This is a genomic window from Streptomyces pseudogriseolus (assembly GCA_002154585.1).
In the GTDB taxonomy this organism is placed as follows: Bacteria; Actinomycetota; Actinomycetes; order Streptomycetales; family Streptomycetaceae; genus Streptomyces; species Streptomyces pseudogriseolus.
The window spans coordinates 1-12891 of the sequence record MUNG01000265.1 but is presented as its reverse complement, the minus strand read 5'-3'; the positions used below and the strand labels follow the sequence as shown (position 1 = coordinate 12891).

The following is a 12891-nucleotide window of genomic DNA, read 5'->3' as shown; positions in this document are numbered from 1 at the left end:
CGCATCTCCGGGTACGCGGTGGACGCCCTGCTGCCCGAGCACCGCGCCGACGTCGCCCGCTCCCTCTGCGGCTCGGAAGGCACCCTCGCCGTGCTCACCGAGGCGGAGCTGACCCTCGTACGGGCGCCCCGCGCGCGGGCGCTGGCCGTGCTGGCGTACGCCGACGAGAGCGGGGCCGCGCAGGCGGCGGCGGGGCTGCTGCCGTACCGGCCGCTGACGGTGGAGGGCATGGCGGCCGACCTGGTGCCGTCCGGCGCCGGCCTGCCGCGCGGCGGGGCGTGGCTGTTCGTCGAGGCCGGCGGGGACACCGGGGCGGAGGCCCGTGCTGCCGCCGAGGCGATCGTGCGGGCGGCGGACGTCGTGGACGCGCTGGTGGTCACCGACCCGGCGCGGCAGCGAGCGCTGTGGCGCATCCGGGAGGACGCGAGCGGCACCGCGACCCGGATGCCTGGGGGCACCTCCCGGACGAAGTCTGGGGGAGGGAGTGAGGCGTGGCCCGGGTGGGAGGACTGCGCGGTGCCGCCCGCCCGGCTCGGCGCGTACCTGCGGGACTTCCGGGCGCTGCTCGCCGAGCACGGTCTGCGCGGCACCCCGTACGGGCACTTCGGGGACGGCTGCATCCACGTGCGCATCGACTTCGACCTGCTGACCGGGCCGGGCGTGGCCCGCTTCCGGCGTTTCTCGGAGGAGCTGGCCGACCTGGTCGTCGCCCACGGCGGCTCCCTCTCCGGCGAGCACGGCGACGGCCAGGCGCGCGCGGAGCTGCTGCCGCGCATGTACGGCGCGGAGACGGTCGCCCTGTTCGAGCGGGTGAAGGGCGTGTGGGACCCGGACGGCCTGCTCAACCCCGGCATGCTGGTCCGCCCCGCACCCCTCGACGCGGACCTCCGCTTCTCCGCCCTCCCGCGCGAGCCGGTGGACGTGGAGTTCGGCTATCCCGCCGACGCCGGCGACTTCTCGGCGGCGGTGCGGCGCTGCGTGGGCGTCGCCAAGTGCCGTACGACGTCCGTGTCCGGGTCCGCCGTGATGTGCCCGTCGTTCCGGGCGACGGGGGAGGAGGAGCACTCCACGCGCGGACGCGCCCGGCTGCTGCACGAGATGCTCGCGGGCGAGGTGGTGACCGACGGCTGGCGCTCCACCGAGGTACGCGACGCGCTCGACCTCTGCCTGTCCTGCAAGGGGTGCCGGTCCGACTGCCCGGTGGGCGTCGACATGGCCACGTACAAGGCGGAGTTCCTGCACCACCACTACGCGGGCCGCCGCCGCCCCGCCGCCCACTACGCGATGGGGTGGCTGCCGGTGTGGCTGCGCTGGGCCGCGCGGACCCGGACGGCGGGGGCGGCGAACGCGCTCGCCTCGGTACGGCCGCTCGCGCGCCTGGCGAAACGGCTGGGCGGGATCGCGGCCGAGCGGGAGATCCCGCGGCTGGCGGAGGAGACGCTCAGCCGCTGGTGGCGGCGGAGGCGGCAGTCCGCCACGGGCGAGGGCCGGCTGGTCGTCCTCTGGCCGGACACCTTCACCGAGCACCTGTCGCCGTCGGTGGGCCGGGCGGCCGTACGGGTGCTGGAGGCGGCGGGCCTGCGGGTGGCGCTGCCCCCGACCCTGCGGCTGCCCTCCGGCGGGCGGCGGGTGGGCGACGCCCGCTCACGCTCCCCCCTCTCCCTGCTGACGGCGCGGCGCGGGCGGGTCTGCTGCGGTCTGACCTACCTCTCCACGGGGCAACTCGACCGCGCCCGCGCGGTGCTGGGACGCACCCTCGACCTGCTGGAACCGGTCCTCGCCACGGACGCGCCGCTGGTGGTGCTGGAACCGAGCTGCGCGGCCGCCCTGCGCACGGACGCCCCGGAACTCCTCCACGACGACCCCCGCGCGGCGCGCCTCGCCTCCCGCGTCCTGACGTTCGCCGAGACCCTGGAGACGTACGCCCCCGACTGGACCCCGCCCGCCGTGAACCGCCCGGTCACCGGCCAGACCCACTGCCACCAGCACGCGGTCCTGGGCGACGGCCCCGACCGCAGGCTCCGCGAGGCGGCCGGCCTCACGGGGGAGCTGAGCGGAGGCTGCTGCGGTCTGGCGGGCAACTTCGGCTTCGAGCGCGGCCACTACGACGTCTCGCGCGCCTGCGCGGAGGAGCAGCTGCTCCCCGCGGTCCGGGCAGCGCCTCAGGGGGCCGTGATCCAGGCGGACGGCTTCTCCTGCCGCACGCAGCTGGAGCAGCTGGGGGGTGTGCGGGGGCGGCATCTGGCGGAGATCCTGGCGGAGGAGCTGGACCGGCGGCCGTGAACGGGGCCTCAGTCGAGGCAGAACTCGTTGCCCTCGATGTCCTGCATGACGATGCACGAGTCGGTGCCGTCGTACAGCAGCCGCTGCCGGACCGCGCCGAGGGCGACCAGCCGCGTGCACTCGGCCTCCAGCGCGGCGAGCCGCTCCTCACCGGTCATCCCGGTGCCGACGCGCACGTCGAGGTGAACCCGGTTCTTGACGGTCTTGCCCTCGGGCACCCGCTGGAAGAACAGCCGCGGCCCCGCCCCGGTCGGATCACTGCACGCACACCACGCGCCGTCCCCCTCGGGAAACCGCCCGCGGTTGAACTCCTCCCACGAGGCGAATCCCGTGGGCGGCACCACGGCGTACCCCAGCACCTCGCACCAGAACCGCGCCAGCCGCTCGGGCTCCGCACAGTCGAACGTGATTTGCACCTGCCGGATCACTGCCACGGGGCGCACCCTAACAAGCGGCCGGGCGACCGCCACCTGAGTTTCGGACCCGTGCGGAGCCCGCGGTGACCTTGTGTCAAGCCGATGCCCGATCCATCGAAAGCTGGTTAAAGTCGTGCGTCACACCTGGTTGTGGGGACAACCGGAGTGTCTTGGGGGAGGGCCCGTAGCGCATGAGTCGTCGTTCCACCGGTTTCGTCGGCGTCTGGGCCGAGATGCAGCGGCAGCAGCAGCGTCAGCAGGAGGCCGACGCCAGGCGGCGCCGGCAGGAGGAGCAACGGGCGCGGGCCCATCAGCGGCGCGTCGAGCGCGACCACCGCGAGTACCGGAAGGCGGAGGCCCTCCGGCGCACGGAGGAACTGGACGCGCGGGTGGAGTCGCTGCGGGCGCTCCTCGCGTCGGGGTGCCGGGCGCAGCCGTTCCGGGCCGCCACGCTGCTGCGGCCGGAGACCGTCCAGCCGTTCGCGCCGGGCCCGCTGGCCCAGCCGGTGCCCATGCCGGACGAGCGGTACTACCAGCCGCAGGGCGGAGGCTGGACCGCGAACCGCCGGGCGCAGGCGCAGGCGGAGGCGCGGGCGCGGTTCGAACGGGACTGGCACGCCGCCCAGGCCGCCGAGGCGCAGCGGCAGCGGCAGCTCGCCGCGTACCAGCGGCAGTACCAGGAGTGGGCCGACGCCCAGCTGGCCGAGGTGCGCCGGCACAACGCCGGGGTCACCGCGACCGTCGAGGGCGTGCGCCAGCGGGAGCCCGATGCCGTGATCGAGTACTTCTCCGCCGCCCTGTACTCCTCGACGGCCTGGCCGGAAGGGTTCCCGCGCCAGGTTGCCGCCGCCTACGACCCGGCGGCGGGGCAGCTCGTCCTGGACTGGGAGCTGCCCGCCTGCGACGTGGTGCCGGAGGTCAAGGCGGTCCGGTACATGGCGAGCGTCGACCAGGACAAGGAGACGCCCCGCCCCGTGGGCCAGCGGCGCGCGCTCTACCGGGAGGTCCTGGTCCAGTGCATGCTGCTCGTGCTGCACGAGCTGTTCGCCGCGGACGAGCAGGGCGCCCTGGAATCGGTGGCGCTGAACGGCTTCGTCGACGGGCACGACCCGACGACGGGCCGCCCCGGGCAGATCTTCCTCGCCACCCCGTCATGGCCGAGCGCGCCGCGTTCCAGGAGCTGCACCTGGCCCAGGTGGACCCGGAGAGCTGCTTCACCGACGCGCTGCGCGGACAGGTCTCGGCCCGCCCCGACCAGCTCGCCGCCGTACGGCCCGGCAGGCGGCCGCAGGACGTCGGCAACCGGGTCGTCGCCCACGGCGGCGACGAGGATCCCGACCTGTTCGCCATGGACCCGGTGGCCTTCGAGAACCTGGTCGCCGACCTCTTCCGCGCCATGGGCATGCAGGCGGTGACCACGCAGCGCTCCAACGACGGCGGCGTGGACGTCGACGCGCTGGACCCGACGCCGATCCGGGGCGGCACGATCGTCGTCCAGGTGAAGCGCTACCGGAACACCGTGCCGCCCACCGCCGTCCGCGACCTCTACGGCACCGTGCAGGACGCCGGCGCCAACAAGGGCGTCCTCGTGACGACGTCCGGCTTCGGGCCGGGCTCGCACACCTTCGCCAACGGCAAACCGCTGGAGCTCATCTCAGGGCCCGAGCTCGTCGACCTCCTCCACCGGCACGGACTGCGGGGGCGGCTGGGGGACGGGACGACCGGGGCCGCGGCCCGCCCGGCGGAACCGGACGAGGACCGGCTGCCCGGCGACTACAACGTCCTGGGCATGAGCTGGACCGGGGGCGTCGCCCTGGACGTGTGCGCGCTGGTGTGCCGCGGCAGCCGTGTGCTCAGCGACGACCACTTCGTGTTCTTCAACAACCCGGGCACCCCGGACGGCGCCGTGCGCGCCCTGCCCGCCACCGCACCCGACAAGGCCGCGATCCGCGTCGCCTTCGACGGTCTGCCCGCCGAGGCCGACCGCTTCGTGCTGGTCGCCGCCGTCGACCCGGAGATCAACCCGCACGCCGACCTCGCCGGCTTCACGGACGCGCGCATCCGCCTCCTCGACCCCGCGCTGACCGAGCTGGGTCAGCTCGAGGTGTCCGACGGCCGGGCGGGCGAGACGGCCCTGGTCCTCGGCTCGTTCCGCCGCCGCGCGAACGGCGACTGGGACTTCGTCCTGGGCGGCAAGGGCTACCGGGGCGGGCTCGAGGAACTGGTGCAGGACTTCGGGATCGAGGTGCGGTAGGCGACGCAGGTGGGCCCCTGCGCCGTCAGGGCGTCGTCTCGCCCCGGACCAGGGGGTGGCACACCGGCTGGACGCCCTCGGGAAGGGCGTCCGGATCGCACCAGCGGGCCTCCAGGATCTCGAAGGGGTCCAGGCGCAGTTCACCGCCGAGGAGGCGGGCCTCGAAGGCCACCTCCATGCGGGTGCGCAGGCCGCTGTTCAGCATGACCAGGCGGCCGGCCTCCACGTCGAGGCCGGTCTCCTCCTTGACCTCGCGCACCACCGTCGCCCGGAAGTCCTCGCCCTTGCGCGCGAAACCGCTCGGCAGTCCCCACTGGCGGCCGGGCGGCCACATCCGGTGCCGCAGCAGCAGCACCCGCCCCGCGTCGTCGCGCACCACGCCGGTCACACCGACCACGAACTTGGCGTGCAGCAGCCACATGATGCGGCTCTGCAGCGGGCGCAGGAGCCGCCAGACACGGACCAGGAGTCGTCGCACGGAACCTCGGCTGACTGGGGGAACGGACGGGGTGTCACCAGGGGGAACCGTACCGGGTGCGGCGTCCGCACCGTGGACGGAGTTGACCCGGACGCGACGCGGGTCGCATCGTCAGGCATATAAACGCTTCACGGTACTGACGTAGTTCAATACGCTGGACCCGTGAGTCCATCAAGGTGCACACTCGGAGCAGTCGTGTGCACCACCCCTCAGCTCTCGCGTCTCCTACGTCCCTGGAAGGCACCGTGACCACCCCCAGCGCCGCCACCCCGTCGTCCACCGCACCCGGGCAGGCCCACGGTCCCGCCCCCGCCCAGGCCGGCGCGCCGGGCGGCCGCCGCGGCTCCCTGGGGCCGGTCGGGCTGGTGCTGGCGGGCGGTATCTCCGTGCAGTTCGGCGGGGCGCTCGCGGTGACGCTGATGCCCCGGGCCGGCGCGCTCGGGGTGGTGACGCTGCGGCTGCTGGTGGCGGCGCTGGTGCTGATGGTGCTGTGCCGGCCGCGGCTGCGCGGACACTCCCGCGCCGACTGGGGCACGGTGATCGTCTTCGGCGTCGCGATGGCGGCGATGAACGGCCTGTTCTACCAGTCCGTCGCCCGCATCCCGCTCGGCCCCGCGGTCACCCTCGAGGTCCTGGGCCCCCTCACCCTGTCCGTGCTGGCCTCCCGCCGCGCGCTCAACCTCGTGTGGGCCGCGCTCGCCCTCACCGGCGTGTTCCTCCTCGGCGGCGGGAGCTTCAGCGGCCTCGACCCGCTGGGCGTCGCCTTCGCGCTGGGCGCCGGGGCGATGTGGGCGGCGTACATCGTCTTCAGCGCGCGGACCGGGCGGCGCTTCCCGCAGGCCGACGGGCTCGCGCTCGCCATGGCGGTGGCGGCGGTGCTGTTCCTGCCGCTGGGCGTGCTGGAGTCCGGCACGAAGCTGCTCGACCCGACGACCTTCGCGCTGGGCGCGGCGGTCGCGGTGCTGTCCTCCGTCCTGCCGTACACCCTCGAACTCCTCGCGCTGCGACGCCTCCCCGCGTCGACGTTCGCGATCCTCATGAGCCTCGAACCGGCCCTCGCGGCCACCGCCGGCTTCCTCATCCTCGACCAGACCCTCGCCGCGACGGAGGCCGCCGCCATCGCCCTGGTCATCGCGGCGAGCATGGGCGCGGTGCGGACACAGGTGGGGCGGGGGAGGCGCGGCAAGACCGCGGGCGGTTCCTGACGACACCGGGCGCGTCGAGGCGGGGCGGGACCGGAGTCGCTCTCGTCTCTCAGGGCGCGGACGAAGGCGCCGAGCACGCCTTCGTGGCCGGCGGCTCTTCGTCCACATGATCACGCCGCGCTCGGAACTGCTCACCATCTGGCAAGCGACGCCGGACCCTCTTTCCTGACCGCCGCTCGTCAATGGCGCACCGACAGGTCGCCGACCGTGGCCGTGGTGGTCAGCTCGCCGCCGATGGCGTGCAGATGCGCCGCCATGGCCCGCGTTCCGCGTCGACCGTCTCCGCCTTGATGGCGTCGATCCGCTCGCGTTTCTCGGGAGTGATGTCGGCCGTCAGGTTGTCCATGGAGCCAAGGTTCATCAGGCAGATGACCGGCCCGTCGGTCAGAGTTCGAGTCCGATTCAAGCGGTTCTGTCGCGAGATGGGCGTCGACGGCGGCCGAAAAGGGAGGGAATTCTCCCCGGGCGAATTTTCATGCAAGCACGCTTGCTTGTTTCTCGCCCCCCTGCCATGCTCCCCTCCATCCACCCCGCACACCGCCGTGCCCCGAGGGGAGCGACTCGTGTCCGATCCGTCGCCCGTGATCGACGATCTGCGTGAGGAGAGTGAGGAGCTCGACCGGCTGGTCGCCGGGCTGGAGCCGGAACGGTGGGCGTTGCCCACGCCCGCCGCCGGATGGACCGTCGCCCACCAGATCGGGCACCTCGCCTGGACCGACCACCGCGCCTGGACCGCCGTCACCGACCCTGACGGCTTCCGCGCGCTCGTCGAGCAGGCCCTCGCCTCCCCGTACTCCCACGTCGACGACGGCGCCGAGGAGTATGCCCGCGCCGAGCCCGCCGCCCTGCTCGCCCGCTGGCGGGAGGGGCGCGCGGCGCTGGAGAAGGCGTTGCGCGAGGCGCCGGACGGGGCGCGGTTCCCGTGGTTCGGGCCGCCGATGTCCGCCGCGTCCGTGGCCACCGCGCGTCTGATGGAGACGTGGGCGCACGCCCAGGACGTCGCCGACACGCTCGGCGTGTCCCGTACACCCACCGCCCGGCTCCGGCACATCGCCTGGCTCGGCGTCCGGACCCGCGACTTCGCCCACGGCGTGCACGGGCTCACCCCGCCCGCCGATCCGTTCCGCGTCGAGCTCATCGCGCCGGACGGCGGGGAGGTCTGGGCGTACGGGCCCGAGGACGCCCCGCAGCGCGTCACCGGCCCCGCCCTGGACTTCTGTCTCCTGGTCACCCAGCGCGCCCACCGCGCCGACCTGGCCCTCACCGCCGACGGCCCCGACGCCGACCGCTGGCTGGACATCGCCCAGGCGTTCGCCGGGCCGCCCGGCGGCGGGCGGGAGCCGAAGGGGGAGGGCGCGCGGTGACGGCGGCACCCCTGCGCGTCGGCAACTTCTCCGGCTTCTACGGCGACCGCTTCTCCGCCCTGCGCGAGATGCTCGACGGCGGCGAGGTCGACGTCCTCACCGGCGACTACCTCGCCGAGCTGACCATGCTGATCCTGGCCCGCGACCGGCTGAAGGACCCGTCCGCCGGATACGCCCGCACCTTCCTGCGGCAGTTGGAGGACACCCTCGGCCGCGCCCACGACAAGGGCGTCCGGATCGTCACCAACGCGGGCGGGCTCAACCCCGCGGGACTCGCCGACGCGATACGGGAGCTGGCCGGCCGTCTGGGCGTCCCCGTCCGGGTCGCGCACGTCGAGGGCGACGACCTCACCGCGCGCCACCCCGGCAGCCTCGCCGCCCACGCCTACCTCGGCGGCTTCGGCATCGCCGCGTGCCTGCGCGCGGGCGCCGACGTGGTCGTCACCGGGCGGGTCACCGACGCCGCCCTGGTCACCGGGCCCGCCGCCGCGCACTTCGGCTGGAAACCGACGGACCACGACCGGCTGGCGGGGGCGGTCGTCGCCGGGCACGTGCTGGAGTGCGGGGCGCAGGCGACCGGCGGGAACTACGCGTTCTTCGGGGAGGGCGGCGCGACGCGGCCCGGCTTCCCTCTCGCCGAGCTGCACGAGGACGGCAGCAGCGTCATCACCAAGCACCCCGGCACCGGCGGCCTCGTCGACGTCGGCACGGTGAGCGCCCAGCTCCTGTACGAGACGGCCGGGGCGCGGTACGCGGGACCGGACGCCACCGCCCGCCTGGACACCGTACGGCTCACCCAGGCCGGCCCCGACCGGGTGCGGATCGACGGCGTCCGGGGCGAGGCGCCGCCGCCGGACCTCAAGGTCGGCGTCAACCGCCTCGGCGGCTTCCGCAACGAGGTCGTCTTCGTCCTCACCGGCCTGGAGATCCCGTCCAAGGCGGCGCTGGTGCGGAACCAGATGCGGGCCTACTTCGCCGAGTCGGGGGCCCGTCCCGCCGAGGTCGGCTGGGACCTGGCCCGGACGGACCGGCCCGACGCGTCCACCCAGGAGACGGCGAGCGCCCTGCTGCGGCTCGTCGTGCGGGACCCCGACCCGGAGAAGGTCGGCCGCGCCCTGAGCGGGGCCGCCGTCGAACTGGCCCTGTCCAGCTACCCCGGCTTCCACGTCCTGGCCCCTCCGGGCAAGGGCACCCCCTACGGCGTCTTCGAGACCGCCCGCGTCGCGCAGGACGCCGTGGAGCACGTGGCCGTCCTGCCCGACGGGCGCCGGGTCCCGGTGCCGGCCGCCCAGGACACCGCCGTACTCCACCCCGTACCGGAGCCGCCCCTGCCGGAACCCCTTCCGCCCGGGCCCGTCCGCCGCGCCCCCCTCGGCCTCGTCGCCGGCGCGCGCAGCGGCGACAAGGGCGGCGACGCCAACGTCGGCGTGTGGGCGCGGACGGACGACGCCTGGCGGTGGCTCGCGCACGAGCTGACCGTCGAGCGGTTCCGCAAGCTGATCCCCGAGGCCCGCACCCTGCCCGTCACCCGGCACACGCTGCCCAACCTGCGCGCCCTCAACTTCGTCGTCGAGGGCATCCTCGGCGCGGGCGTCGCCGCGCAGGCCCGTTTCGACCCGCAGGCCAAGGCGCTGGGGGAGTGGCTGCGCTCCCGTCACGCCGACATCCCGGAGGTGCTCCTGTGACGGTCCTCGCGTCCGCCCTGAACCCGTCCGACCCGGACCACCGGGAGCACCGCGAGGCCATGCTCGCCAAGCTCGCCGAACTCGACGCCGAACACGCCAAGGCCCTCGCGGGCGGCGGCGAGAAGTACGTCGCACGGCACCGGAAACGCGGCAAGCTGCTCGCCCGCGAGCGCATCGAGCTGCTCCTCGACCCGGACACGCCCTTCCTGGAGCTGTCCCCGCTGGCCGCCTGGGGCAGCGAGTACACCGTGGGCGCCTCGCTCGTCACCGGCATCGGGGTCGTCGAGGGCGTGGAGTGCGTGATCACCGCCAACGACCCGACCGTGCGCGGCGGCGCCAGCAACCCCTGGTCGCTGAAGAAGGCCCTGCGCGCCAACGACATCGCGCTCGCCAACCGGCTGCCGCTGATCAGCCTCGTCGAGTCCGGCGGCGCCGATCTGCCGGCGCAGAAGGAGATCTTCATCCCGGGCGGCGCGATCTTCCGCGACCTGACCCGGCTGTCGGCGGCCGGCATCCCCACGATCGCCGTCGTCTTCGGCAACTCCACGGCGGGCGGCGCGTACATCCCCGGCATGTCCGACCACACGATCATGGTCAAGGAACGCGCCAAGGTGTTCCTCGGCGGTCCGCCGCTGGTGAAGATGGCCACCGGCGAGGAGAGCGACGACGAATCCCTGGGCGGCGCGGACATGCACGCCCGCGTCTCCGGCCTCGCCGACCACTTCGCCGTGGACGAGCCGGACGCGCTCCGCCAGGCCCGCCGGGTCGTCGCCCGCCTCAACCACCGCAAGGCGTACCCCGATCCGGGACCCGCCGAGCCGCCCAAGTACGACCCCGAAGAGCTGCTCGGCATCGTCCCCGGCGACCTGAAGATCCCCTTCGACCCGCGCGAGGTGATCGCGCGGATCGTCGACGCCTCCGACTTCGACGAGTTCAAGCCGCTCTACGGCGCCAGCCTGGTCACCGGCTGGGCGTCCCTGCACGGCTACCCGGTCGGCATCCTCGCCAACGCGCGGGGCGTCCTCTTCAGCGAGGAGTCCCAGAAGGCCGCCCAGTTCATCCAGCTGGCCAACCAGCGTGACATCCCGCTGCTGTTCCTCCACAACACCACCGGCTACATGGTCGGCAAGGAGTACGAGCAGGGCGGCATCGTCAAGCACGGCGCGATGATGATCAACGCGGTCTCCAACTCCCGCGTCCCGCACCTGTCCGTCCTCATGGGCGCCTCCTACGGCGCCGGCCACTACGGCATGTGCGGGCGGGCGTACGACCCGCGCTTCCTGTTCGCCTGGCCCAGCGCCAAGTCCGCCGTGATGGGCCCGCAGCAGCTCGCCGGCGTGCTGTCCATCGTCGCCCGCCAGTCCGCCGCCGCGAAGGGACGGCCGTACGACGACGAGGCGGACGCGGCGCTGCGCGCCATGGTGGAGCAGCAGATCGAGTCCGAGTCCCTGCCGATGTTCCTGTCCGGGCGGCTGTACGACGACGGCGTCATCGACCCGCGCGACACCCGCACCGTCCTCGGCCTGTGCCTGTCCGCCGTCCACACCGCGCCCTACGAGGGCGTGCGCGGCGGCTTCGGCGTCTTCCGGATGTGAGGGACCCATGATCACTTCCCTGCTGATCGCGAACCGCGGCGAGATCGCCTGCCGCATCGCCCGCACCTGCCGCGACCTCGGCATCACCACCGTCGCCGTGCACTCCGACGCCGACGCGGGCGCCCTCCACACACGCGTCGCCGACACCGCCGTACGGCTCCCCGGCTCGGCGCCCGCCGACACCTACCTGCGCGGCGACCTGATCGTGAAGGCGGCCCTCGCGGCCGGCGCGGACGCCGTGCACCCCGGCTACGGCTTCCTCTCCGAGAACGCCGACTTCGCGCGCGCCGTCCAGGACGCGGGCCTGGTGTGGATCGGGCCGCCCCCGGAGGCGATCGAGGCGATGGCGTCCAAGACGCGCGCCAAACAGCTGATGGGCGTCGAGCCGCTCACCGACGTCACCGAGGCCGACCTGCCGGTGCTGGTGAAGGCCGCGGCGGGCGGCGGCGGACGCGGCATGCGCGTCGTACGGCGCCTCGCGGACCTGGACGCCGAACTCGTCGCCGCCCGCGCGGAGGCGGCGAGCGCCTTCGGCGACGGGGAGGTGTTCGTCGAGCCGTACCTGGAGAACGGCCGCCACGTCGAGGTGCAGGTCCTCGCCGACACCCACGGCACGGTGTGGGCGCTCGGCACCCGCGACTGCTCCCTCCAGCGCAGACACCAGAAGGTGATCGAGGAGGCCCCGGCGCCCGGCCTCACCGACGCGCTCACCGGGGAACTCCACACCCTCGCCGTACGCGCCGTCCGCGCGGTCGGCTACGTCGGCGCCGGCACCGTGGAGTTCCTGGTCGCGGGCGGCCGGGCGCACTTCCTGGAGATGAACACCCGCCTCCAGGTCGAACACCCCGTCACCGAGGAGGTGTTCGGCATCGACCTGGTCGCCGGGCAGATCCGGGTCGCCGAGGGCCACGCGCTGGACCCCGAGCCGCCGGCCCCGCGCGGCCACGCGATCGAGGCCCGCCTCTACGCCGAGGACCCCGCCCAGGACTGGGCCCCGCAGACCGGCCGTCTGCACCGCCTCACCGTCCCCGGCTCCGTCCGCCTCGACACCGGTCACACGGACGGCGACGACATCGGCGTCCACTACGACCCGATGCTCGCCAAGGTCGTCGCCCACGCCCCCACCCGCGCGGAGGCGATCCGCAAGCTCGCCGCCGCCCTGGACCGCGCGGTGATCCACGGCCCCGTCACCAACCGCGACCTCCTCGTCCGCTCCCTGCGCCACGAGGAGTTCACCGAGGGCCGCATGGACACCGGCTTCTACGACCGCCACCTGCCCGCCCTCACCGTGCCCGCCGCCGACCCGCACGCCCCGCTCGCCGCCGCCCTCGCGGACGCGCACGGCCGCTCCCGCTTCGGCGGCTGGCGCAACGTGCCCTCACAGCCGCAGATCAAGCGGTACGCGATGAACGGCGAGGAGCACGAGGTCCGTTACCGCCATACCCGCACCGGCCTCGCGGCCGACGGCGTGACGGTCGTGCACGCGGACGCGTCCCTGGTGATCCTGGAGACCGACGGCGTACGGCGCCGCTACGAGGTCAGCCGCCACGGCGACCGCGTGTACGTCGGAGCCACGTCCCTCACCGCCCTCGTCACCAACCGCGACCTCCT

General features: G+C 74.3%; 9 protein-coding genes and 1 pseudogene. 7 read left to right on the top strand and 3 right to left on the bottom strand.

Annotation, left to right across the window (positions count from 1 at the left end; all coding sequences use genetic code 11):
* Nucleotides 1-2283: FAD-binding and (Fe-S)-binding domain-containing protein (locus CCN29_RS22550; protein ID WP_086684065.1), on the top strand; the 2283-nt coding region annotated here is incomplete at its 5' end.
* An 8-nt stretch (nt 2284-2291) separates the two neighbouring features.
* Here CCN29_RS22550 and CCN29_RS22545 read toward each other — a convergent pair.
* The gene (locus CCN29_RS22545; protein WP_031021588.1) at nt 2292-2717 is read right to left on the bottom strand and encodes a VOC family protein; all 426 of its coding nucleotides are present in this window, start codon (nt 2715-2717) and stop codon (nt 2292-2294) included.
* 173 nt (nt 2718-2890) lie between these two features.
* Here CCN29_RS22545 and CCN29_RS22540 point away from each other — a divergent pair.
* A pseudogene (locus CCN29_RS22540) lies at nt 2891-4953 on the top strand (restriction endonuclease).
* Nucleotides 4954-4978: 25 nt separating this feature from the next.
* Here CCN29_RS22540 and CCN29_RS22535 read toward each other — a convergent pair.
* Nucleotides 4979-5431, bottom strand: a complete 453-nt coding sequence (locus CCN29_RS22535; protein WP_006134242.1) for an NUDIX hydrolase — start codon at nt 5429-5431, stop codon at nt 4979-4981.
* A gap of 245 nt (nt 5432-5676) precedes the next feature.
* On the opposite strand from CCN29_RS22535, the gene CCN29_RS22530 reads away from it, so the two are divergent.
* Nucleotides 5677-6636, top strand: a complete 960-nt coding sequence (locus CCN29_RS22530) for an EamA family transporter (RefSeq protein WP_006134243.1) — start codon at nt 5677-5679, stop codon at nt 6634-6636.
* A 220-nt stretch (nt 6637-6856) separates the two neighbouring features.
* Here the strand turns inward: CCN29_RS22530 and CCN29_RS22525 are convergent, their stop codons facing one another.
* Nucleotides 6857-6982 carry a hypothetical protein gene (locus CCN29_RS22525; protein ID WP_267459669.1) on the bottom strand — a complete coding sequence of 42 codons (126 nt, stop codon included), beginning with the start codon at nt 6980-6982 and terminating at the stop codon, nt 6857-6859.
* Between the two features lie 217 nt (nt 6983-7199).
* On the opposite strand from CCN29_RS22525, the gene CCN29_RS22520 reads away from it, so the two are divergent.
* The 4 genes from CCN29_RS22520 to CCN29_RS22505 form a co-directional block, all read left to right on the top strand.
* The gene (locus CCN29_RS22520; protein WP_031021578.1) at nt 7200-8000 is read left to right on the top strand and encodes a TIGR03084 family metal-binding protein; all 801 of its coding nucleotides are present in this window, start codon (nt 7200-7202) and stop codon (nt 7998-8000) included.
* Nucleotides 7997-9685, top strand: coding sequence for an acyclic terpene utilization AtuA family protein (locus CCN29_RS22515; RefSeq protein WP_086684059.1), 1689 nt, complete (start codon nt 7997-7999; stop codon nt 9683-9685). Before CCN29_RS22520 ends, CCN29_RS22515 begins: the two co-directional genes overlap by 4 nt.
* Nucleotides 9682-11280: an acyl-CoA carboxylase subunit beta gene (locus tag CCN29_RS22510; RefSeq protein ID WP_006134247.1), complete on the top strand. Its 1599-nt coding sequence runs from the start codon at nt 9682-9684 to the stop codon at nt 11278-11280. The genes CCN29_RS22515 and CCN29_RS22510 overlap by 4 nt, the downstream gene beginning before the upstream one ends.
* A 7-nt stretch (nt 11281-11287) precedes the next feature.
* Nucleotides 11288-12891: acetyl-CoA carboxylase biotin carboxylase subunit (locus tag CCN29_RS22505; protein ID WP_107481725.1), on the top strand; the 1604-nt coding region annotated here is incomplete at its 3' end.